This is a genomic window from Paenarthrobacter sp. FR1, assembly GCF_051106045.1.
Lineage (GTDB): Bacteria > Actinomycetota > Actinomycetes > Actinomycetales > Micrococcaceae > Arthrobacter > Arthrobacter nitroguajacolicus_A.
On record NZ_JBPFSF010000010.1, the window covers coordinates 131,932 to 153,236 of the forward strand.

Sequence of the window (21,305 nt, forward strand, 5' to 3'; positions counted from 1 at the left end):
TACCTACAAGTCAGCCATCTTTCGTGCGGGGTGGCTTGAAGAAAAACGCCAACTCAGCCCGCGATGTGGCGGGCAATGATTTGCGCTGGAGTTTCAGCTCGGAGCAGGCGCAGAGAGCGGGTCATGTGGGCTTGGTCCGCGTATCCGGCGGCTGCGGCGGCTGAGCTGGCGGAATATCCGCTCTGGAGCAGAAAGAAGGCGGCGCGTGCGCGTTCGAGCTGCTGGATCTGCTTCCGGCTGAGGCCCGTGACCCAACGGATATGGCGTTGCCAACTGCGCGGCGAGTATCCGCCCACATCGCCAGCCAGGGACCGGCTTACGTCGTCGCGACTGGTGATTGCGCCGTCGTTGAGCAGACGCCCTACGAAGGCCTCCAGGCCTTCGTACTCCGGGACGCCGTACCGCCGCCCGAGGAAATTGAAGAGCTCTCCCTCCACCCCAAGATCCACGGTCTCCCCAAGGATGTTTTCCTTCGACGCGCCGCCGATGACCACATGGGCCCGGAATTCGACGCCCCAGTACGTGTCGCCTTTGACGCTCTGGAGAAGCCGTGGCTGGAGCGACGGGCCGATCAGCTCGGCTCGGAGCGTGGAGTCCTTGCGACGAGTGAAAGCCAGGCCCCAGAACTCGTTCGCTGGGTCCGTGTACACGTCTGGCTCTTCGACATAGGCCCTCCATATGGAATTGATGGCCGGCGACGAGCTGGATTTCTGCTCATACATCACCGCCAGCCTAGTGTGCAGGGCGAGTACATTGACTAAATCCGAGGCCATTGCCTCCCGATGTAAAGGGTGCTTTACTTTTCATTATGAGTAAAGCTTCCTTTACATCCCGACGTGCGCCGGTCCACCACTACGTTCTCGCCTTCATCCTCGGCGCCATCCTGACCATCGCGGTTTCCGTGCTGGTCGGGGCATCGAACCCCGGTGACTTCTGGCTCGCTGCCGGGATTGGTGCTCTTTGCGCTGCCTACCCGGCTATGTCGCTGGGCGCCAAGGTCTTCGTATCGAACCACACGGTGGCCCGCGATGCCCACGGCGAACAAAGCGTAGAGCTGCAGTGGATGCGCCAAGCCGGAGCAGGTGCGTTCCTGGATATTCTGGTCGCGGTGCTGGTTGCTGTCCTGGTGCTGGTCATCGGACGGTTCACGGTTGATGCGCTTCCGGTCCTTCTTGGCCTTATTGGATTGAGTGCAGTGGATGCGGGAGTTCGGTATCTGGTCATCCGCTACCGGGCTCTGAAGTGAAGAACAACCTCGCCGAGCGCCGGGCCGGACGCAACTGGACTCAAGCTGACTTGGCGGCTGCGCTCGGCGTTTCCCGCCAAACGGTGATATCCATCGAACGGGAGAAGTTTGACCCCTCGCTTCCCCTGGCGTTCCTCATTGCGCGGACCTTCGACTGTGCCATTGAGGACATTTTCGTCGCAGAGTGACGCACTGTGTTCCACGCCGCAGCGCCCCGCGGACGGCAAAGATACAGTGTCACGGTGAACTTCACCACCGCCCCCGACGGCGCCGAACTCGCCTGGACCGAGTCGGGCGAGGGCGAGCCACTGTTGCTGATCGCCGGACAGGCCACGGCAATGGACGGTTGGGGCCCGACGGCGGAGCTTCTGTCCCGCTCCTACCGCGTCATCCGCTTCGATCACCGGGGGACTGGACGCAGTGGGAAGGGCGACGCCGAGCGCTACACCACCAGACTCCTTGCCGAGGATGCTGCCGCCGTCCTCAAAGCGGCGAATGCGGATTTAGCACACGTGTACGGTCACTCGATGGGCGGGCGAATCGGGCAGTGGCTGGCCATCGATCATCCCCAGGCCGTCCGGACCCTGATCCTCGCGGCAACGAGCGGAGGCAAGTGGCCGGACGTCAGCGTACAACCGGACAAAGACGCCTTGGCGGCCCTGGCCAGCGGCGACATGGCCCGGCTGGAAGATCTCTTCTTCGATGCCGAGTGGGTCCGCGCCAATCCCGAAGCGACGCACACCTTCTTCAATTCCCACGCTTCGGCCTGGGCCAAAGCGCGTCATTTCAAGGCCAGCCGTGATCACGATGCCTGGAGCCAACTCGGCTCCATCAAGGCTCCTGCTCTGATCCTTCACGGCACGGACGACCGGCTCACCCCGTTGCCCAATGCCCTGCTCCTTCGTGAGCACATCCCTCGCTCGATTCTGGTGCGGGTACCCGGCGCGGGGCATGGCCTGCACTTGGACCACCCCCAGACGGTCGAGTGGATCCGGCAATTCATCGCCAGGAAGAGCGGCTAGCTGCCAATCGTGGTGAATGTTCGACGTCTGTGTAGCTCATAGGACGGCACGCGTGGTCGCGAACGCCCGCCCCGACAGGTCAATATCAGCCATGGATTCTCCCCAATCGAAGTACTCGGTCGGGCCACACGATATCCACGGAAAACGGCATCTAGGTGCTCAAGTAGCCCACCCCTAGTCCAAATCACGCCAAATTAGGTGGTGAAAACGACCAAGACTTAGTTCTGGAGGAGGCCATCTAGGTGGTGAATCGCTCGGGATGCTCAGTGGCGTCCGACGGCGGCCGACCAGCTTTTCAGGGCAGCCGCGCCCGGGGTGCGTGTCGGGTCAGTCCTTCGCGCCGCCGTCGTTGGCCTGCCCGCCAAGGTGCCGGACCAGTGCGTCCACAATGGGCAGCTGTCCTTTGACGAGCTTGTTCCGGGCTACGGATTCCTCAAACCAACGGGCGTCGTCAATTTCCGGGAAATCCTTGATGGTGCCTGAGCCCTTTGGCCATTCCATGGGGAACGTGTTGCTGACAATCTCCTCGGGCTGAAAGTCGCCGGCCTCCGCGGCGAAAGCGGTAATGAGTTTGCCTGAAGGCTGTTTGAAAACACCCAACAATTCGTAGTCTGCGGGCGGGGGAGGGGAACCGATTTCTTCTGTGAATTCGCGTTTCGCGGCTGCCAACGCGTCCTCATCTTCGGGGAATTCACCCTTGGGAATGGACCAGGCGTGCTGGTCCTTCCGAGCCCAGAAGGGCCCGCCCATGTGGGCGATCCACAGTTCCAATGGCCCGGCCGAGGTGTGCCGGTAAAGGAGTATTCCTGCGCTGCGAATGGCGATGAGTGCTCCCGGGTGATGGTGCTGCGGGTGAATCGGACGGACAGGTCAAGGCTACTCCGCCTTGCAGCGCCGTTATCCAATTGATGTTGAATTACCGATCTTGCTCGTTCGTTTCGCTTCCAGCAGGTCACTTACTAATCGATAATCGAGGAGTTGCACGTTCCTCGGGGGTGGAACGTGACTGCGGTCTCCGGTAATTGCCGGAGACGATTCTGGGCGCATCAGCAGGAGGACACAGCTATGGCATTGTCAGTGAGGCTCCTTCCACATGGGGGAAGAAAAGCAATGGGATTGGCCGTCATTATGGCGGTAGGTTTATCGATGTTCACGGGCATGAGCCCGTCAAAAGCCGCGGATACAACACCAATGGCTGAGGATCCTGGCCCTGTGGGCAGCTTTGCGTGGAAAGGGTTCAACTGGCAGAAGCGATTCTGGGGTGGAGCGCCCATGTACAACGCGAGTTGGGACGCCAACAACGTGAGCAGCCCCGACGCCAACGGGTACGTTAAGCTCTCCATCAGCAATCCCACGGGCTCCGCCCCGAAGGGTGCCGAATTCCAGTCCACCCGTGAAGGGTTCGGCTACGGAACGTACAGCACCACGGTTGAAAAGGATGTCAGCGCACTGCAGAAGGAAGTGGTGTGGGGCTGCCTGTTCACGTACGACCCCGCCGCGGAGCCGGGGTACACAGAAATAGACCTCTGCGAAGCATCGGCGTGGGGTGGCGGAGCTGCCTACGGTGAAAATTGGCCTGTGACCCAGGGCCATGGCTACTGGTTCGATGCCACGAAACCGCCCGGGCAGGGCAACAACACGGTCACGTTCGATGTCACGAATGCTCCAATCCTGACGCACAGGATGGTCTGGGAACCGGGCAAACTCACTTTTGAGACGTTTGCGGGTGAGGGTTATAGCGGGACTCTGTTGAAGAAGACGGTCCTCCAAGGCTCCACGGTGCCTCTACCGGCGAACGAACAGATTCACTTCAACCTCTGGGTGACCGGTGGGGGCGGTGGAGATGCGGCACATGTTGCCCCCGAAACCGTCACCATTCGCGATTTCTCCTTCGTCCCCGGAATTCCACTGACAGCGCCGACTCCCACCGTCGCAGGCACGGCAGCGGTCGGCTCAACGTTGACAGCAGCTCCGGGAACCTGGACCACAGGTACTGCCCTGACGTACCAGTGGTACCGGAATGGCGCGGCGATCTCCGGAGCTACTGGCTCCACTCGTGTTCTTGCCGCCGCAGACCAAGGCACCAAGCTGACGGTTCGGGTGACGGGAACCAAAGCCGGTTATGCCACCACCACCAAGGAATCGGCTCCAACGGCCACAGTGGTAGCGGGAACCCTGGTGGCACCCATTCCCACCATCACGGGGACGCTGGCTGTGGGCTCCACGCTGACAGCCAACACCGGTACCTGGACCTCCGGGACCACCCTGACCTACCAGTGGTACCGATCCGGGGTGGCGATCACGGGTGCCACAGCCAAAACGTACGTGTTGGTGAGCGCTGACCAGGCGGACACCATGAGCGTGAAGGTCACTGGCACCAAAGCCGGCTACACCACGGTGGCCAAGACCTCGGCCAGCACGGCTCCGGTCACGTAGGGACAGGAAACAACAAACCCGCAGTTGTGTCGCGCTGGGGGGAAATAGCGACACACCTGCGGGCTTGTTAGTTCTTCTGTGCCCTGACCGGGACGATCCTCTTGAGGGCCAGGCCCAGGGCCAGCATGGCGAAGGCCGCCAACGCGAACCAGAAGAGGTCCCCGGCTCCGGTCGCTGCAAGTGTGCCTGAGCCCAATCCGGCTGCGGTGGCACCGGCGAGGGGAGCTACTGGGTTGTTGTACATGGGTGTTTACCAAACTTTCTTGCGGTTGAGTGCTGCATCCAGGTAGGCCTTTGCGTGCACGGCCTGGAGGAAGATATCGATGACGGTTTCGTACATGGTTGCGGCCAGCAGCATGTACCTCCAGCCGCGGAACCGCACCGTGACGATGCGTTCCAGGACGAAGATGCCGGTGACGGCGATCCAGAATGGCTGAAGGTTCAGGCCCATTCCGGTGGTCAAAGCGAAGATGATGGAGCCGAAGTAGGCCAGGGTCACCAAGACACCGATCATGGAGAGGAACTGGCGTCCCCAGTACGGCCTGGTGATTTTGGTCCACCCGTACTGCACGCAGTTCTCCACGGCGCCGCGCTTCCACCGGAGCCGTTGGGCCCACAGTTCACGCCACGTCGGCATGACCTCGGTGACCAGTGTGCAGTTGGACGGTGATGCGATGCGGTATCCAAGCGTCAACAGGGCGAAGGAGAGCTCGTTGTCCTCGGTCAGGACTGACGTGTCATAGACGCCACCCTTGCCGTTGCCTGGGGGAAGCGTGCCTTCCAAGCGCGCTGCCACCACGTCCCGCAACGTCTTGACCCGGAAGAGAGCGGCCGTTCCGGTGACTACCAGGCATTTGCCGTGGAGGCGCTTCACATCCCGGGCGTAGCGGGCGTATTCGTTGCGCTGCAGGTGTCCGACGAAACCGCCGCCGGGACCTCCGCTGAAGACTCCACCCACGGCGCCAAGCATTTCGTCGGTCAGCAGGTTCTGGGTGGCGTTCTCGATGAAATCGAGCGCGAGCTGCGAGTCGGCATCCTGCACCAGGACCAGGTCCTCGGGGTCGGCGTCAGGGAGGAGCTCGCTGAGGGCGAAGTTGAGGGCGCCGGCCTTCTTGTCCTTGTTTCCGACGGTCCGGATGACCTCCGCACCCTGGGCAAGGGCAAGCGTCTCGGTGTCGTCGGTGCAGTTGTCCGCCACCACAATGACGCGGTCCGGGCGGCGGGTTTGGTTGTTCAGCGAGACCAGAGTCTCGGTGATGCCAGCGGACTCGTTGTGTGCCGGGACCAGGACTGTGACCACTCCGCCGGCGGCACGGTGGGATCCGCGAGGTGCAGAAGCCGTGTCCGGTGCGTCTGCGTGAACCGTGATTTCCGTGAGCATTGTGATCCCTCCGTTCGAGCGTTGAAGTGTTGACTCACATAGAGTTCCAACGCGAACGCAAGATCAGGGCACGGAAACAGTCAAGGAAATCTCAAGGTTCGCTCAGGGTTTCCCTGAGGCGCCACGAACAGGGCTTGAGTACCACTCAGACGGTTGAACGCGTCCGGGGACGCGCTTAAACGCAAGAGGACGACGCCGGAAAGTACCGGCGTCGTCCTCTTGCTTCTAGTTTGAGCTGCTTAGCGGCTCAGGCTGACCGTAAAGGTTTTCGGTCCGCTGAGGGTCACTGCGATTCCGCAGTTTTCTGCGGCGGCGCGGTGTGAGAGGGACTGGATGGCGGCATCGATGGTGTGGTCGATGGCCGACTTGTCCCAGATTTTCAGCGTGATGGAGTCAGTATGTGTCGTCATTGTCAGTACTTTCACTCAGGCCGTTATCAGCCCCAAGCTTCTTTGCAGGGGCCGCATCCTCGTCGGTGAGGATTGCTGATTCAGCTTGTATGGGAAACGAATTCCCTCATTCATGGTTCATGCTGCCCACCACGATTGACAAGCGAATCCGGCCAAGTGTGACCGATTACACGCTGCTCATTACTCCGTGTAACCGGTGCCGACAGTGAGTTCCCGCCACCGGTCCACCTCGGCCCGCTGAGCTTCCAAGCGGCTTCAGTTCCTTGTGCAGCGGGCCGGACAATCCCTCAAGAGCCGCTTTGGACGCAGAATAGTAGCTCGATCTCGGCGCGGTAGCCGTAGCCGGCGTTGTTGACCAGGACATCCACACCGCCGAGGCGCTCCACGGCCTGCTGCACGGCCGCATCCACCTGCGACTGAACGGTGACATCCAGCGTCACGGCGAGTGCCGTCGTCGGGAATTCTGCGGCGAGGTCCTGCAGGGTGGAGGTGTCGCGGGCGGTGACGACGGCGTTATCGCTTTTCGCGAGGACCGCCCGGGCAAGTGCGCGGCCCAGTCCGGTGGAGCAGCCTGTGATGAGCCAGGTAGTCATGATGTTCCTTTCCTAGGGAACCATTCCATTGGAGGAATCTCCGATATGCGGCGCGCAGGGCTCTCATCGTCCCCACGACAGTCCAGGCCACGCCGCCGCTGGTCAGCCGTTGACGTAGCCCATGTGCTGGGCGTTGTACCGATCGCCGTGGACGCCTATGCTCCGGACGATCGCGTCGAGGTCGGCGCGCTCATCGGCGGACAGCGCGACCTGCGTTGCGGCCGCGTTTTCTTGGATGCGCTCGGTGCGGCGGGTGCCCGGGATCGGTACGATCCACGGTTGCTGCATCAGCAGCCAGGCCAAGGCAATCTGTCCGGGCGTCGCGCCCTTCGCCGCTGCGAGCGTCTTCACGTGGTCGACGAGTGCCTGGTTTGCCGCGAGATTCCCTGCCTCGAAACGCGGCACCCGGGAGCGGATGTCCCCCTCGGTGAAGCTGGTGGACGTGTCCACGGTGCCGGTGAGGAACCCCTTGCCGAGCGGGCTGAACGGTACGAATCCGATGCCGAGCTCGGCAAGGGCAGGCAGCACTTCGGCCTCGGGGTCGCGGGTCCAGAGCGAATATTCGCTCTGGACAGCGGTGACTGGGTGCACTGCGTGAGCACGCCGGATTGTGTCCGCGGAGGCCTCAGAGAGGCCGAAGTGCTTGACTTTGCCCTCGGCTATGAGCTCGCCGATCGTGCCGGCGACGTCCTCGATCGGCACGGCGGGGTCAACCCGGTGCTGGTAGAACAGGTCGATCACGTCGGTACGCAGCCGCTTTAGCGATTCCTCTGCGACGCGGCGAATCTGGTCTGGCCGGCTGTCGAGGCCGACGCTCTTGCCGTCGCGAATGTCCCAACCGAACTTGGTGGCGATGACGATCTGGTCGCGGATCGGCTCCAGAGCCTCACCAACCAGCTCCTCGTTGACGTAGGGCCCGTAGACCTCTGCGGTATCGAAGAAGGTGACCCCTTCGTCGACGGCCGAGCGCAGCACGGCGACCATCTCGTCCCTGCTGCCCGGGTTGGGACCATAGCTCTGGGACATGCCCATTGCGCCGAGTCCGAGTGCGGAGACCTTCAGGCCCTGGCCGAGTGTTCTGGTGTGCATGATCAGTCCTTCGTAGTGGAGGTGTCCGTGAGCGCCGGAAGTCTTGGGTACGTCTCGGTCTCCGTGGCAGCGAGGCTCGCCAGCAGCTTCAACTGCTGTTCGCTCGGAGAACCGGGCTCGGCGGTGTATATCAGGAATGAAAGGCCGGGTTCGGCGGTGAGCTCCAGACCCTCATACGTGAGGGTGAGATCGCCGACCGCGTGATGGTGGAAGTTCTTCGTGCCCGAGCCATGACGGCGGACGTTGTGCGCACCCCACCGGGTGCGGAAAGCATCGCTGCAGGTGGACAGTTCTCCAACAAGGTCGTGGAGATGCTTGTCGTGAGGGTCGTGACCGGCTTCGGTGCGCAGGATCGCCACGGTGACGTCAGCCGCTGCTTCCCAGTCAGGGTAGAAGGACCTGGCACGCTCATCGAGGAAGCAATAGCGGGCGAGGTTCCCTTGTCCAGGCCCGTCGAAGACTTCATCGTAGAAGGCGCAACCCAAAGCGTTGGTGGCCAAGATGTCCATCCGTCCGTTGCGTACGAACGCCGGGCCGTTCACGATCACGTCCAATGCACGGGTCAGGCTCTCCCTCGCAACCCACGTCTTCGGCTTGCGCCGCCGCACGGACTGCGCGCCTCCATTCGCGGCCCGCGCGAGATCGAAAAGGTGCTCACGCTCGGCGTCGTCCAGCTGCAAGGCCCGGGCGACCGCTTCCAGCACGGAGTCGGACACCCCGAGGAGGTTGCCTCGCTCTATCTTGGCGTAGTACTCCGGACTCACACCCGCCAGCATCGCGACCTCACCCCGTCTCAGGCCCGCGACGCGACGGTGCCCTGAGACCGCCAGTCCGGCCTGCCCGGGGCTGATATTCGCCCGACGGGACATAAGGAACTGGCGTGCTTCGTCCCTGGTATTCATACAGACAACGCTATTCCGGCCACCGCCTCAGAGGGAGTCCCCACTGGTACACCCTTCACTGGAGACTCCCTCCACTGCCGCCGTGGCGGTGGAATGGAGGCATTCGAGCAATTACGACGGAGGAGAAAGACTATGAGCAACGAAGAGCGGAGCACCGGTTGGAGCGGCGGGAAGAACACATTCGGCGACTTCGCCGCGGGCCTGGTGCACTATACCGACCGGGTCCTCTTCGATGAAGTCTGGGAACGCGATGATCTGTCCAAGAGAGATCGCAGCCTGATCACAGTCGCGGCGCTGACCGCCATGGGCAAGATGGACCAGCTGAAGTTCCACCTCGGTTTTGCCCGCCAGAATGGTGTCACCGACGAAGAACTCAAGGAAGCGCTGCTGCACTTGGCGTTCTACGCTGGCTGGCCCAACGGTATGAGCGCAACGACCGTGCTGAAGAACGTCATCGAGAACGCCTGACGGACCTCGGAAAGACTCGATGCCGTGGGCCGGCGGAAGTTGTACCGGTCACCGGACTTAAGTCCGGCAACGAGCTCGGCATCTCACGGTTTTGAGGTATCTGCTCCCTTAGGCCGACGGCAAATCCAGCGTGTAGACCACCAGTTGCACCTTCGGCGCGGGCCGTTCCTTTTCACGCTCGGGCCGGCGGACGTAGCCCAGGCGACGGTAGAGGCGCTGGGACGGTTCATTGTCGACGGCGGTGTCCAGGACCACGCGCTCGGCACCTCTGGCGGCGGCCAAGCGGGCGGATTCGTCCAGGAGCTTTTGGCCAAGGCCCGCGCGGCGGGCATCCGGCAGCACAGCCAACAGCCTGAGCTCCACCTCGCCTTCTTCGGCCTGCCGGCTGAGGTGCGAACCAAACGGCAGAAGGCTGGCAGTGCCCACCAAGCGGCCGGTTTCCACGTCCTCGGCCACCAGCAGCACACCTTCGCGGGCCCTGGCGGCAGCGTCCAGCAGGAGCTCGAGCCGTTCGTCGTCCGGTTGATGCGCTCCGGGAAGATGGTGACCGAAGCCTTGGTACGTCAGCCGCCCCACGGCGTCGTACTCTGCGTGACGCGCCTGGCGGATCACATAGGTGCCGGTGGCGACGCTAGGTGTGGTGGTCATGGATTTCCTTTCTGCTGCGGATCGAGTCCGAGGTGAGATTTGAGCGTGGTTCCCGAGTACTCGGTGCGGGCGAGGCCACGTTCTTGGAGCAAGGGAATGACCCCGGAAGCGAAGCGCTCCAGATCCTGGGGCAGGAGGGAGAACATCAGGTTGAAGCCGTCGGCGGCGCCCCCTGCGTGCCAGCGTTCCAAGGAATCGGCCACGTGCTGTGGGGTGCCGATGAAGTCATGGTTGCGTTTGTCGCCGGTGAGGATCGAGTAGAGGTCCTTGAGAGTGACTTGGTCCTCGCGGCCACGGATCTGTTCCCCGGCGGAGCGGAAATCGGTACGGGGCTGCGTGATGCTGGGAATGCCGGATTGGGCTACCGTTGCGTCCGCTCCGAGCCCGGTGAAGTCGACCGTGCCTTCGCCGGTAGGACCCGCGAAGTATTCCTTCAGGAAGTCCAGGACCTGTTGATCGGTGATGAGGCCGTCCAATTCACGGATGCGCTCCAAGGCTTCTTCGCGGCTGTCCGCGACGACGGGCGAGATGGCTTGGTAGACGTAGAGCTCGTCAGGATTCCGACCGAAGGCCGCTGCCTGGGCACGAACCGATGCTCGGTAGCTCCGGGCTTGCGGAATATCCGGATGGCTTGCGAAGAGGGCGTTGGCGAACCTCGCGCCGAGTTTCTGGCCGGGCACGGAAGTACCCGCTTGGGCGAGCAAGGGGGAGTGCTGCGGCGAAGGCCCGATGTTGAGCGGCCCGGCCACCTTGAAGAACTCACCCTGGTAGTTCACCCGACTGAGTTTGTGGCGGTCGAAGAAGGCACCGGCTTCCTTGTCGTAGAGGAAAGCGCCCTTGTCCCACGAATTCCACAGGCCCTGGGTCACCTCGACGAACTCTTCAGCCCGGCGGTACCGGAGGCTGTGGTCGAAGTGCTCCTCAGCGCTGAAGTTGCCTGCCGTGCTGTTGGTGAGGTCCCGGGTGGTGACGATATTCCAGCCAACGCGACCGCCGCTGATGTGGTCCGCGGTGAGGGCCGCACGGGCAAAGTTGAAGGGCTCGTCATAGGAGGTGGAGGACGTGGCGATGAGGCCGATGTTGCTGGTGACTGCGCCAAGAGCCGTGACCAGGCCGATGGGGTCGAAGCGATTGAGGATGCCGGGGTTGGAAGTCTCGTCGATCGCGAGGGAGTCGCCCAGGAAGATGGCATCCAGCTTGGCATCCTCCGCGGCTTTTGCGAGCTTCACTTGGTGTGCGAAGTCGATGCTGGCCTGTGGGAACGCTGTTTCGTGGCGCCACGAAGCCAGATGGATGCCGGTGCCCACCAAGTAGGCGAAGAAATGGATCTGCTGGCGTTCACGGGTGAGTGTCTGGTTCATGGGCCTGTTCCTGAAACGTTTCCAGGGTGCCCGTTGGGTACGGGCACCCTGCAACAGCTACTTGGTCTTCTTGATCGCTTCTTCTTCGGCCGTGAGGACTTCCTGCAGCTTGGCCGCAGTCCAGTCAGCCTTGAACTGCAGGTTGCCGTCGTTGAGCTTGGTCACCGAAGCCTCAACTTCAGGGGAGTGGTACGCATCCACGATCTTCTTCCACGTGGGATCGTCCTTGCGGTCAGCCTTCACCACGAAGCCGTTGATGTACGGCGCCAGGGATTCCGAGTTCAGGTCTTCCTTGAAGATGATCTTCTCGTCGCCCAGGCCGCCCTTCTGCGCCTGCGTGTTGTTCACGACGGCGGCATCCGTGGTTCCCTTGAGCGCGTTCACCGTCTGGTTGCTGTCCACCGGGACAACCTTGATTTTGGTTGAGGTGATCTCAGCGGGAGTGGACAGCGAGTTGCCGCCGTCCTTGAGCTGGAGCAGCCCTGCGGTCTGCAGGTTCAGCAGGGCGCGCGCCTGATTAGTGGGGTTGTTGGGGATGGCAACCTCGGCGTCGGCCGGCAGTTCCTCCACAGACGTGAACTTCTCCGAGTACAGCGCCAACGGGTACACCGCGGTGGCACCCACCGGAACCAGCGTGCCGTTGCTGTTCACGTTGAACTGGGACAAGTACTTCAGGTGCTGGAACAGGTTGATGTCCACCTGGCCCTGTTGGGTGGCCGTATTGATCTGGGCACCGTCGGTGAAGTTCTTGACCTCAAGGTCGATGCCCTGATCCTTCAGCTTGGTCTTCAGGAGGGTCCAGTGCTCCTCGGCGCCGTCGTCCACACCGATCACCACCTTGGTGTTCGCGGAAGTTGACGAACCACTTGACGCACCCCCGCAAGCCGAGAGCGATAGGGCGGCAACCAAGCCGACGGCGGCAACTAACAAGCGGTTCTTCATGATGCTTCTCCGTACAAAGGGTATTGATGCGAATGGAAGGTACGGGGTGTTCCCCCTGCCTCACGCTAGGCAGTTGCCACGGTGAGAAACGAACGCTTTCGCAACACTCCGACGCGCACCGTCAAGGAAAGAAACCGCAGGTCACAGGGGGTCATTGGGTTCGATGCATCGGCTGGGGCGCTGCTGGAATGGGCATCCAATCAACCCCCAAAGGAGGCTCCGGTGAGCGCGATCGTTTCGCTGCGCGGCGTCAGCAAACTGTTCCCGGTCCAAGGAAGCAAACGCACCCAACGCACCGAAGCTGTGCGCGCCGTCGACGACGTCACCCTGGACATCGAAGAGGGAACCGTCGTCGGCATTGTTGGCTACTCCGGTGCCGGAAAATCCACGTTGGTGCGCCTGCTCAACGGCCTGGAACGCCCCACCGAGGGCCAGGTTTTCGTCAAGGGACAGGACATTTCCTCACTCCCCGAGGGTGAACTGCGGAAAGTCCGCGCTGGCATCGGCATGATCTTCCAGCAGTTCAACCTCCTGAAGTCCCGCACAGTGTCCGGCAACGTGGCCTACCCACTCAAGGTGGCGGGCTGGCCCAAGGACAAGATCAAGCCGCGCGTGGATGAACTTCTTGAGTTCGTGGGTATCGCGGACAAAGCCGGATCCTACCCGCGGCGACTTTCCGGCGGGCAACAGCAGCGTGTGGGCATTGCCCGGGCGCTGGCTAACGCACCGGACATCCTGCTCGCCGATGAAGCCACCAGCGCCCTGGACCCGGAAACCACCCGCGACGTCCTGCGCCTGCTCCGCCGCATCAACAAAGAACTCGGGACCACCGTTGTGGTGATCACCCACGAAATGCACGTGGTCCGTGAAATCTGCGACACCGTGGTGATGATGGAATCGGGCCGCGTGGTGGAGGCCGGGCCGACGTACTCGGTGTTCGCCGACCCCCAAAGCGACTCCACCCAGCGCTTCGTTTCCACGGCCGTGCACGGCACACCGGAACCCGATACCGTCAGTCGGCTCTCCGCGGCGCATCCCGGGCTGCTTGTTTCAATCGGCATCTCCGAAACCGCACCCACGCCTCTGGTCGCCGCGACCTTCGAGCGCCACGGTGTGGGATCCAGCGTGGTGTTTGGGGGTGTCACCGAGATCCAGAACAAGATCCTCGGCACCCTCACCTACGAACTCACGGGCAGCGCCGCCGCGATTGACGCCGCGCTCGCCGACCTCGGCGACGTCACCGCCGTCGAACGCCAAATCCCGACGGCGGCACCCACCGCAAGTGCCGTCCCGCACCTTCGAGCCCCCGTCCCCGCGACCGCCGGAGAATAGCCATGACCGACTGGACAACCCTCCTGCCCGTCCTGGGCGAATCATTCCAACAGACCATCTACATGGTGGTCATCACCGTCCTGCTGAGCGGCGCGGCCGGGCTGGCACTGGGCGTCACTCTCTACGCCACCAGGCCGGGAAACCTGTTCGCCAACAAGACCGTGTTTTCGTTCCTGAACTTCCTGGTGAACATCATCAGGCCCATCCCGTTCATCATCTTCATCACGGCGATCGCGCCACTGACGCTGATCGTCATGGGCACCACCATCGGGACCACCGCGGCAATCCTGCCCATGGCGCTGATGGCCGGTGTGGTGATCGGACGCGTGGTCGAGCAAAACCTGGTGGCCTCCGATCCCGGTGTGGTGGAAGCCGCCAGGGCCATGGGCGACAGCCGGCTGCATATCCTGTGGGCCGTGGTGATTCCCGAGTCGCTGGCACCGCTGATTCTGGGCTACACGTTCATGATCATCGCGATCGTGGACATGTCCGCCATGGCCGGGTACATCGGCGGCGGTGGGCTGGGCAACTTTGCCATCATGTACGGCTACCAGCAGTTCAACTGGGAGGTCACGTTGGTGACTGTCCTGATCATCATTGTCATGGTCCAGGCCGCGCAGTTGCTGGGCAACTTCCTGGCCCAGCGCATCCTTCGCCGCTAAGTCTTTTGGAGATTTCTTATGCCTATCGAATTCCTTGGTATGGGTGCCGGCAACGACTCCACGGAGACTTCGCCAGCCACCACGCCCTTCTTTGACCCCGCATATGCTGCCAGGATTGCGAGGATCCACGAGGACAACAACTGGGACCACGTCCTGTTCGCCTACAACTCCAGTACGCAGGATCCTTCCGTCCACGCGGCGTGGGTGGCCGCGAACACTGAGCGAATCCAGTTGCGCCTGGCGCACCGTCCCAACGTCTCGCACCCGACGTTCGCAGCCCGGTCCTTCCTGACGCTGGACCACATCGCGCAAGGCCGGTTGACCGTGCACTTCATCACCGGCGGCAGCCAAGCGGATCAGGCCCGCGAAGGAGATTACCTGGCCAAGGACGCCCGCTATGGCCGGACGCAGGAGTACATGCAGATCGTGCGGCGGGCGTGGTCCGGCGACTCGTTCGATTGGGACAGCGAGCACTACCGCTTTGAAAACTTTGCCTCTGGTTTGGGGCCCTTTGCCGGAAAGCGTCCGGGGATTTCCTTTGGTGGGTCTTCCGAGGCTGCCTGGTCAGTAGGCGCCGCCGAGGCGGATATCTATGCGCTGTTCGGTGAACCGCTGGCCGACGCCGCATCGCAGCAGGAGCAGATCCTTGCGCGGGCTGCTGCGCTCGGGAGGACCGAGCCGTTGCGCTGGCAGATCGCGTTCCGGCCCATTGTTGCTGCCACCGATGAGTTGGCGTGGGAAAAGGCACATGGCGTCCTTGGGACGTTCCAGGCCCGGCGGTCAGCGGGTGAGGTGATCGATCCTGTTCGCCACTACAACCAGAAGCCGGAGGCCGCCGGGACCCAGCGCTTGCTGGCGGCGGCTGAGCGCGGCGATCAACACGACCGCGCCTTGTGGACGGCCCTCGCCAAGGCCGCTGGTGGGGGAGGAGGAAGCGCGACGGCGTTGGTCGGCTCTTATGACACCGTCACCCAGGCGATCCTGGACTATCACGAGCTTGGGTTTGAGATCTTCGGACTCCGTGGCTACGACTTCGTCCCGGATGCCCTTGAGTTCGGCCAGCACGTCATTCCGCAGTTGAAGCAGGAAGTTGAGCATCGGGAGCGCGGCAAGACGGCCGGGGAACTCCGGGCAGGCCAAGCCGCCGCCCGGGCACGCGTCCTTTCGGTGGCTTCCTGACCCGCTTTGACATTCACATGCCCCAAATTTAACCATTGCTGGTTGTTTTCGGGCCCAACCTACGGCAAAGAGGGGCGGGAAGGAACGCATGACCGGCCACGGAAATCACGCTAAACGTTCCGCTCTCTGGCTTTGCCTCGGCGCAGGATTCATCACGCTGTTGGACCAGTCAATGTTCGTGCTTGCGGTTCCCGCGATGTCCGCTTCCCTGCATGCCGACTCAGGCTCGGTGCAATGGATCCTTGCCAGTTACTCCTTGGCGTTCGGCGTCGCGTTGGTTCCTGCGGGCAGGCTCGGAGACATCGTGGGACGGCGCACGCTCTTTATCGCGGGTATTGCAGTCTTCGGAGCGTCGAGCTTGTTGGGTGGGCTGGCCTCGGACCCATCTTTGGTCATCATCGCGCGGCTCCTCCAAGGTCTCGGCGCAGGCACCCTGAATCCGCAAGTGCTTGGCCTCCTGCAGGACATCTACTCGGGACATGACCGCGCGAAAGCGCTGGGTGCCTACGCTGCCGCCGGCGGTTCCGCCGCGGTCTGTGGCCCGCTGATCGGCGGACTTGTCTTGTCCGTGGGCGACCCCGCGATCGGATGGCGGATCCTGTTCCTCGCGAATGTTCCGCTGGTGCTGATCCTCGTGCCGCTTGCGTTCAGGCTCCTGCCACATTCGGCCAAATGGTCCGAAAACAGCAAACCTTCGATAGACGTTTTCGGCGCCTTGCTGCTCGGCGGAGTGGTGATCGCCTCGCTCATTCCCACGATCTACGGTGCGGGCATTATTGCCGTGACGTCGCTGGCAATCGGGGCCGGCGCGCTGCTGGCTTTCGCCGGCTGGGAGATTCTCTACCACCGGCGCGGCCGAACCCCGTTGCTCAGTGCCTCGTTGGTGAAATCCAAGGGCTACACCTTGGGCACGGTGGTGGCGCTCTGCCAGTTCGGCGTCGGCGCCGGAATGGCCGCGGTGACCGCCTTCTACTTCCTCTCCGGGACAGGGATGGCGCCGTTGGCAGCTGCAGCCATCCTCGCGCCGCAAGCAGCCGGGATGTTGTTGGCGTCAAGCTTCAGTTGGCGCTTCGTAGCCCGGTACGGGCGCGCCGGAATCGTCTACGCACTGGTAGGCAGCCTGGCTTGCCTGATTGCCAAGGACCTTTTCGTGCAAATGCTCGACGGCGGGACAGCGGCTCTCGCGGTAGCCGCCGTCGGGCTTGCCCAAGGTGTGGCCACCGGGCTGGTGGTTGCTCCGAACCAGACACTCACGCTTGCGCATGCACCTGCCGGCACGGCCGGAGTGGCGGCAGGTTTCTACCAACTCAGCCAACGATTCGCGGCGGCACTGTGCTCAGCCGCCGCCGCGGGAATGTTCCTGCAAGCCCAAGGAGCGGCCACTGGCCAGGCCTCCAAGGATGCTTTCCACCAAGGCATCGTGATGTGCTGTGTCCTGCTGGGCGTCGCCTTGCTCGCCGGCGGACTCGACTGGTTCCGCGAGGCGCGGGACCGCAGAAACGCAAGTGCCGCCGTCGTGACTTCCGGGAAGGAAACCGCGACGGCGGCGGTAGCACTTACGTCGGAACGTCCGACGGCGGCCGGTGCTCAGCGTTCGGAAGCCACCGAATCAGTGGACGCCTGAGCTACGGGAGCCGGCGGGGCCGTCGGCCCGGTGGTGGGGACGCCGGCGTCGCGGAGTGCCGGGAAGCCGCCGTCCACGTGGACGGCGTTGGCGTAGCCGAGGACTTTGAGCTTCTGCGCGACGGGACGTGAACCGTTCACGGAGCCGCAGAACACCACGATTTTCTGGTCGGTGCCGCTGACCTGGGCAAGGCGGTGCGCGGATTCGGGGCTGAAGTCTTCCTCAACGTGCTCGCGGTTGACTACTACGGCACCGGGGACTGCGCCGGTGCTGGCGCGCCCGCCTTCGCTGCGGACATCGATCAGGAGGGCGCCTTCTTCGATGAGTTTGGCCGCGGCATCGGCGGTGATCAGCTGGGTGTCTTCTTGTACTGAATCCTGGACTGTGGTTTCGATGGACATGATGCTCCCTTTGATAGGTGGTGGGTGGAAAATCGGAAAAGTTAGAGCCCCCAGGCCTCGGCGAGCAGTTGGTAGGAGTTCTGCCGGTCGGCGGGGTCGTGGGCAATGGTGGTGATGAGCAGTTCCTGGGCGCCGGTGACGCGCTGCAACGTGCGCAGCTTGGCGCTGACTTGGTGGGGGTCGCCCACCAGCCTCGTGTCCACGCGGTCTTTGATCAGTTCCTCGGCTTCCGCGTCCAAAGGAAGATCCAGGGCATCGTCCGGCGAGGGGTAGGGGATGGCGCCCTGGCCGCTGCGGATACCGTAAACCCACTGGGCGTAGCCGCGGGCGAGTCGCTGTGCTTGATGTTCGTCCGGGGCTACCAACACGTCTGCCGAGACAATCACGTACGGTTCCTGCAAGATGGCGGACGGTTCGAAGTGGGCGCGGTACTCGGCGATGGAGTCCAGCACGCCCGCAGGCGCAACGTGATAGTTCGCACCGAAGGGCAGGCCCAGTTTTCCCGCTAACCGTGCGCTTGGCCCGGCTGTTGAGCCGTGGACCCAGAACTGCGGCGCCTGTCCCAGAGCCGGTGTAGCCGTGACTTCCTCGCCGTGTTTCGTTCGGTAGTGGCCCGTGAAGAACCCGATGATGTCCTGGACGTCGTTCTCGAAGTTGTCCGTGTCCCCGGGGAAGCGGCCCAGCAGTTCACCCTGCAACCGGAACTTCCTGGGCAGGACAGCGCCGAAGATGGGGCGTGGTGAAGGGATCAGCAAACCGTCCACCACGCGATCACTGACGGCCTCCGCAGCGGGAACCACTCCTGGTGCTGGTTCGCTGGGCGACTTGGGCGGACCTGAGCGACCAAAGCCCAGGTCCAGGCGGTCAGGGAACACTGCCGCGAGCGTTCCTATGCTCTCTGCGATCTGAAGCGGCCTGTAGTTCCCCAGCAGGGTGGCCGCAGTCCCTACGCGGATGGTCTTGGTGGCCGATGCCACCAAACCGGCAAGGATATGTGGGGCAGAGCCAGCAACGCCGGTATTGAGGTGGTGCTCGGCCAACCAGTAGCGCGAGTAGCCGGAAGCCTCGGCAGCAGCTGCGAGGTCAAGCGTGCTGCGCAGTGCCTCGCCGGGGGTCTGCCCGGCCGAGACCGGAGTCAGGTCAAGGACGGACAGGGGAATAACTGAAGGCTTCGGCATGGCACGACACTACGGAGCGCAGTGCCCCGGCCAAAGCCCATCCGTCACCGCGCTCAACCGGGCTAAATCCAGCGAAATCCGGAGCAACGGACCGTCATGGAAAACTTCCGAACGCAACAATGCGGTCGGTACAAATGTGAACATTTCTCATCGAAGTCGCACAGTCATTTCCTGTCAAACCCTTGACCGGGGAGTTGAACCGCTGGTAAACCTTGTTGGCGGAAAGCGTTTTCTCGCAACGTCCTCACTACCCGCCTGAAGTCCGGGAGGTTTTGGACCGAGATTATGAAACGTTCCAAAAGGCGCGCGCAGACCCCCTGCCGCCCTGCATCAAAGGAGATGTTCTTTGGCTCACCCCTCGAAATGTTCCTACCCCACCTCCCGTCGTCATGCGTGGAAAGCAGTCCCGCTCGCGGCGTCGGCCTCCCTGGCTGCCGCCGCCATCGCCCTGACAGGTGTCCCACTCGCGCAAGCAGCTCCCACCCAACTGCCGCAGGCGGCACAAGCCGGCCTTCCCGGCGTCGTACCCGCCGCAAAGGACCCGGCTTCGCTGAAGCGCCAAGTGGAAAACCTGGACCGCGCACCCGTAGCCGTCCTGACGGATCAGGGCGTCACGGTGAGCTGGCGAATGCTCGGCCTGGACAAGGACAGCATCGGCTTCCAGGTTCTGCGCGACGGCGTCAACATCACTCCAGAGCCCATCCGAAATGCCACGATGCTCGTGGACCCGGATGGCACCGCAGAATCCAGCTACGTCATCAAAACCGTCGGCAACGGGCAGGGCCAGGACAAGCTGACCGAGGCCGTCACGCCGCTGGCCCAGAACTACCTCGCGATCAAGCTGGACAAGCCGGCCGACGGCGTCACACCGGACGGCAAGCCCTATACGTACTCGGCCAACGATGCCACCGTGGCGGACCTCGACGGCGACGGCAAGTACGAAGTGATCCAGACCTGGTCGCCATCCAACGCCAAGGACAACTCCCAGTCCGGCTACACAGGCAACGTCTACGTGGATGCCTACAAGCTGGACGGGACCAAGCTGTGGCGCATCGACCTGGGCCGCAACATCCGCGCCGGTGCGCACTACACCCAGGTCCTTGCCTACGACTTCGACGGCGACGGCAAGGCTGAGGTTTCCCTCAAGACAGCGGACGGGACCCGCGATGCCGCCGGAACGGTGATCGGAAACGCCGACGCCGACTACCGCAACAGCGCCGGTTACGTCCTTTCGGGCCCCGAGTTCCTCACTGTCTTCAAGGGTGAGACCGGCACCATCCTGGACACCGTGACCTACGAGCCTGAGCGCGGTGCTGTGACCGGCTGGGGCGACAATTACGGCAACCGCGTGGATCGTTTCCTGGCAGGCGTGGCCTACCTTGATGGCGAGCACCCCTCCATGATGTTCAGCCGCGGTTACTACACACGCACGGTCCTGGTCACCTACGACCTCGTCAACGGCAAGCTCGTGAAGCGCTGGACCTTCGATTCCAACCTGGCCGGTGATGAGTACAAGGGGCAGGGCAACCACAACCTGTCCGTCGCCGACGTCGACCAGGACGGTAAGGATGAGTTCGTCTTCGGCTCCATGACCATCGACGACAACGGCCAGCCGCTCTACAACACCAAGCTCGGCCACGGCGATGCCATCCACACCAGTGACCTCGATCCGTCCAGGCCAGGGCTGGAAACGTTCGCGGTCCACGAGAGCATGAGCCAGAGCGGCAACCGCGGGGCAACCTTCCGTGATGCTGCAACGGGCGAAGTCCTCTGGAGCATCCCGGCCATCAAGGACACCGGCCGCGGCGCGGCAGGTGACATCGATCCCCGCTATGCGGGTGCAGAGGGGTGGGCCATCGGCGGCAGCGCTGCCTGGGATTCACCTGTTGGCCAGTTGATGTCGGCCAAGGGTGAGCTGATTGCCGAGAAGATCCCGGCCGCCAACTTCCTGGCATGGTGGGACGGTGACCTGCTCCGCGAAATCGTGGACCACGACTACGACGCCACCGTGTCCCGCGGCGTTCCGACTATCTCCAAGTGGAACTGGGAAACGGAGACCAGCGACAGGCTCCTGACTGCTGAGGGTGCCCGCAGCAACAACACCACCAAGGGCAACCCGTCCATCCAGGCTGACATCCTGGGTGACTGGCGCGAAGAGATCGCTTGGCCGTCCACGGACAGCACCGAGCTGCGGATCTACACCACCACTGCTCCCACGGAGGTTCGCCTGCGGACCTTGATGCACGACACCGTCTACCGGACGGCTGTTGCGCGCGAGAACGTGGCCTACAACCAGCCGCCGCACCCGAGCTTCTTCATCGGTGAGGGCATGCAGGCTCCGGCGATTCCCGCCGTCGTCTACACCGGCACCAAGAAGTAGCCGCTTTCCTTAACAGCAGTGCCTCCAACAGCAGTGCCGCCCGGGTCGTAT

Annotated in this window: 23 protein-coding genes; 10 read left to right on the plus strand and 13 right to left on the minus strand. The window is 63.0% G+C overall.

Going from position 1 to position 21,305, the window contains the following annotated elements:
• Positions 1-53: 53 nt before the first annotated feature.
• Complete coding sequence (locus ACR30Z_RS18315) at positions 54-650, minus strand: helix-turn-helix domain-containing protein (protein WP_434374064.1); 597 nt, start codon at positions 648-650, stop codon at positions 54-56.
• A gap of 158 nt (positions 651-808) precedes the next feature.
• Between ACR30Z_RS18315 and ACR30Z_RS18320 the strand changes: the two genes are divergently transcribed.
• Genes ACR30Z_RS18320 through ACR30Z_RS18330 form a run of 3 tightly spaced genes read left to right on the plus strand, consistent with a single transcriptional unit; the run spans position 809 to position 2,268 of the window.
• Positions 809-1,246, plus strand: a complete 438-nt coding sequence (locus ACR30Z_RS18320; RefSeq protein WP_434374065.1) for a hypothetical protein — start codon at positions 809-811, stop codon at positions 1,244-1,246.
• Positions 1,243-1,434, plus strand: a complete 192-nt coding sequence (locus ACR30Z_RS18325) for a helix-turn-helix transcriptional regulator (RefSeq protein WP_144649454.1) — start codon at positions 1,243-1,245, stop codon at positions 1,432-1,434. The genes ACR30Z_RS18320 and ACR30Z_RS18325 overlap by 4 nt, the downstream gene beginning before the upstream one ends.
• Positions 1,435-1,488: 54 nt before the next feature.
• Positions 1,489-2,268: an alpha/beta fold hydrolase gene (locus tag ACR30Z_RS18330; protein WP_434374067.1), complete on the plus strand. Its 780-nt coding sequence runs from the start codon at positions 1,489-1,491 to the stop codon at positions 2,266-2,268.
• A 327-nt stretch (positions 2,269-2,595) separates the two neighbouring features.
• Here the strand turns inward: ACR30Z_RS18330 and ACR30Z_RS18335 are convergent, their stop codons facing one another.
• The gene (locus ACR30Z_RS18335; protein ID WP_434374162.1) at positions 2,596-3,093 is read right to left on the minus strand and encodes an NUDIX domain-containing protein; all 498 of its coding nucleotides are present in this window, start codon (positions 3,091-3,093) and stop codon (positions 2,596-2,598) included.
• A 366-nt stretch (positions 3,094-3,459) separates the two neighbouring features.
• Here ACR30Z_RS18335 and ACR30Z_RS18340 point away from each other — a divergent pair, with 366 nt between their 5' ends.
• Entirely contained in the window at positions 3,460-4,704 is a 1,245-nt protein-coding gene (locus ACR30Z_RS18340; RefSeq protein WP_434374069.1) for a hypothetical protein, read from the plus strand.
• Between the two features lie 67 nt (positions 4,705-4,771).
• Here ACR30Z_RS18340 and ACR30Z_RS18345 read toward each other — a convergent pair whose 3' ends face one another.
• From ACR30Z_RS18345 to ACR30Z_RS18370, 6 genes are all read right to left on the minus strand, one after another.
• On the minus strand, positions 4,772-4,948 hold the full coding sequence (locus ACR30Z_RS18345) for a hypothetical protein (protein ID WP_167510448.1): 177 nt from the start codon (positions 4,946-4,948) through the stop codon (positions 4,772-4,774).
• A gap of 6 nt (positions 4,949-4,954) precedes the next feature.
• Positions 4,955-6,085, minus strand: coding sequence for a glycosyltransferase (locus tag ACR30Z_RS18350; protein WP_434374071.1), 1,131 nt, complete (start codon positions 6,083-6,085; stop codon positions 4,955-4,957).
• Between the two features lie 239 nt (positions 6,086-6,324).
• On the minus strand, positions 6,325-6,495 hold the full coding sequence (locus ACR30Z_RS18355; protein ID WP_018778796.1) for a hypothetical protein: 171 nt from the start codon (positions 6,493-6,495) through the stop codon (positions 6,325-6,327).
• A gap of 287 nt (positions 6,496-6,782) precedes the next feature.
• A complete protein-coding gene (locus tag ACR30Z_RS18360; protein ID WP_434374074.1) occupies positions 6,783-7,088 on the minus strand; it encodes an SDR family NAD(P)-dependent oxidoreductase in 306 nt (101 codons plus the stop codon).
• Between the two features lie 102 nt (positions 7,089-7,190).
• Positions 7,191-8,177 (minus strand): aldo/keto reductase, encoded by a 987-nt coding sequence (locus tag ACR30Z_RS18365; RefSeq protein WP_434374076.1) that lies wholly within the window; start codon positions 8,175-8,177, stop codon positions 7,191-7,193.
• Between the two features lie 2 nt (positions 8,178-8,179).
• A complete protein-coding gene (locus ACR30Z_RS18370; protein WP_434374078.1) occupies positions 8,180-9,079 on the minus strand; it encodes a helix-turn-helix transcriptional regulator in 900 nt (299 codons plus the stop codon).
• Positions 9,080-9,211: 132 nt separating this feature from the next.
• On the opposite strand from ACR30Z_RS18370, the gene ACR30Z_RS18375 reads away from it, so the two are divergent.
• Positions 9,212-9,547, plus strand: coding sequence for a carboxymuconolactone decarboxylase family protein (locus tag ACR30Z_RS18375; RefSeq protein ID WP_144649462.1), 336 nt, complete (start codon positions 9,212-9,214; stop codon positions 9,545-9,547).
• Between the two features lie 108 nt (positions 9,548-9,655).
• Here the strand turns inward: ACR30Z_RS18375 and ACR30Z_RS18380 are convergent, their stop codons facing one another.
• Genes ACR30Z_RS18380 through ACR30Z_RS18390 form a run of 3 tightly spaced genes read right to left on the minus strand, consistent with a single transcriptional unit; the run spans position 9,656 to position 12,498 of the window.
• Positions 9,656-10,195 (minus strand): GNAT family N-acetyltransferase, encoded by a 540-nt coding sequence (locus ACR30Z_RS18380; RefSeq protein ID WP_434374080.1) that lies wholly within the window; start codon positions 10,193-10,195, stop codon positions 9,656-9,658.
• Complete coding sequence (locus tag ACR30Z_RS18385; RefSeq protein ID WP_434374082.1) at positions 10,192-11,556, minus strand: LLM class flavin-dependent oxidoreductase; 1,365 nt, start codon at positions 11,554-11,556, stop codon at positions 10,192-10,194. Before ACR30Z_RS18385 ends, ACR30Z_RS18380 begins: the two co-directional genes overlap by 4 nt.
• Before the next feature lie 57 nt (positions 11,557-11,613).
• Positions 11,614-12,498 carry a MetQ/NlpA family ABC transporter substrate-binding protein gene (locus ACR30Z_RS18390; protein WP_434374084.1) on the minus strand — a complete coding sequence of 295 codons (885 nt, stop codon included), beginning with the start codon at positions 12,496-12,498 and terminating at the stop codon, positions 11,614-11,616.
• A gap of 222 nt (positions 12,499-12,720) precedes the next feature.
• Here ACR30Z_RS18390 and ACR30Z_RS18395 point away from each other — a divergent pair, with 222 nt between their 5' ends.
• The 4 genes from ACR30Z_RS18395 to ACR30Z_RS18410 all read left to right on the plus strand — a co-directional run bounded on the left by ACR30Z_RS18395 (position 12,721) and on the right by ACR30Z_RS18410 (position 17,295).
• Complete coding sequence (locus tag ACR30Z_RS18395; RefSeq protein WP_434374086.1) at positions 12,721-13,830, plus strand: methionine ABC transporter ATP-binding protein; 1,110 nt, start codon at positions 12,721-12,723, stop codon at positions 13,828-13,830.
• A gap of 2 nt (positions 13,831-13,832) precedes the next feature.
• A complete protein-coding gene (locus ACR30Z_RS18400; protein WP_434374088.1) occupies positions 13,833-14,492 on the plus strand; it encodes a methionine ABC transporter permease in 660 nt (219 codons plus the stop codon).
• Between the two features lie 18 nt (positions 14,493-14,510).
• Complete coding sequence (locus ACR30Z_RS18405) at positions 14,511-15,671, plus strand: LLM class flavin-dependent oxidoreductase (protein WP_434374090.1); 1,161 nt, start codon at positions 14,511-14,513, stop codon at positions 15,669-15,671.
• Positions 15,672-15,759: 88 nt separating this feature from the next.
• Entirely contained in the window at positions 15,760-17,295 is a 1,536-nt protein-coding gene (locus ACR30Z_RS18410; RefSeq protein ID WP_434374091.1) for an MFS transporter, read from the plus strand.
• On the opposite strand, the gene ACR30Z_RS18415 is transcribed toward ACR30Z_RS18410, so the two are convergent.
• Positions 17,259-17,696, minus strand: a complete 438-nt coding sequence (locus tag ACR30Z_RS18415) for a rhodanese-like domain-containing protein (RefSeq protein ID WP_055972450.1) — start codon at positions 17,694-17,696, stop codon at positions 17,259-17,261. The two genes, ACR30Z_RS18410 and ACR30Z_RS18415, sit on opposite strands and share 37 nt — an antisense overlap.
• 41 nt (positions 17,697-17,737) lie before the next feature.
• Positions 17,738-18,874, minus strand: a complete 1,137-nt coding sequence (locus tag ACR30Z_RS18420) for an LLM class flavin-dependent oxidoreductase (RefSeq protein ID WP_434374093.1) — start codon at positions 18,872-18,874, stop codon at positions 17,738-17,740.
• Between the two features lie 346 nt (positions 18,875-19,220).
• Here ACR30Z_RS18420 and ACR30Z_RS18425 point away from each other — a divergent pair, with 346 nt between their 5' ends.
• On the plus strand, positions 19,221-21,254 hold the full coding sequence (locus ACR30Z_RS18425) for a rhamnogalacturonan lyase (RefSeq protein WP_434374095.1): 2,034 nt from the start codon (positions 19,221-19,223) through the stop codon (positions 21,252-21,254).
• The last annotated feature ends 51 nt before the right edge of the window (positions 21,255-21,305 follow it).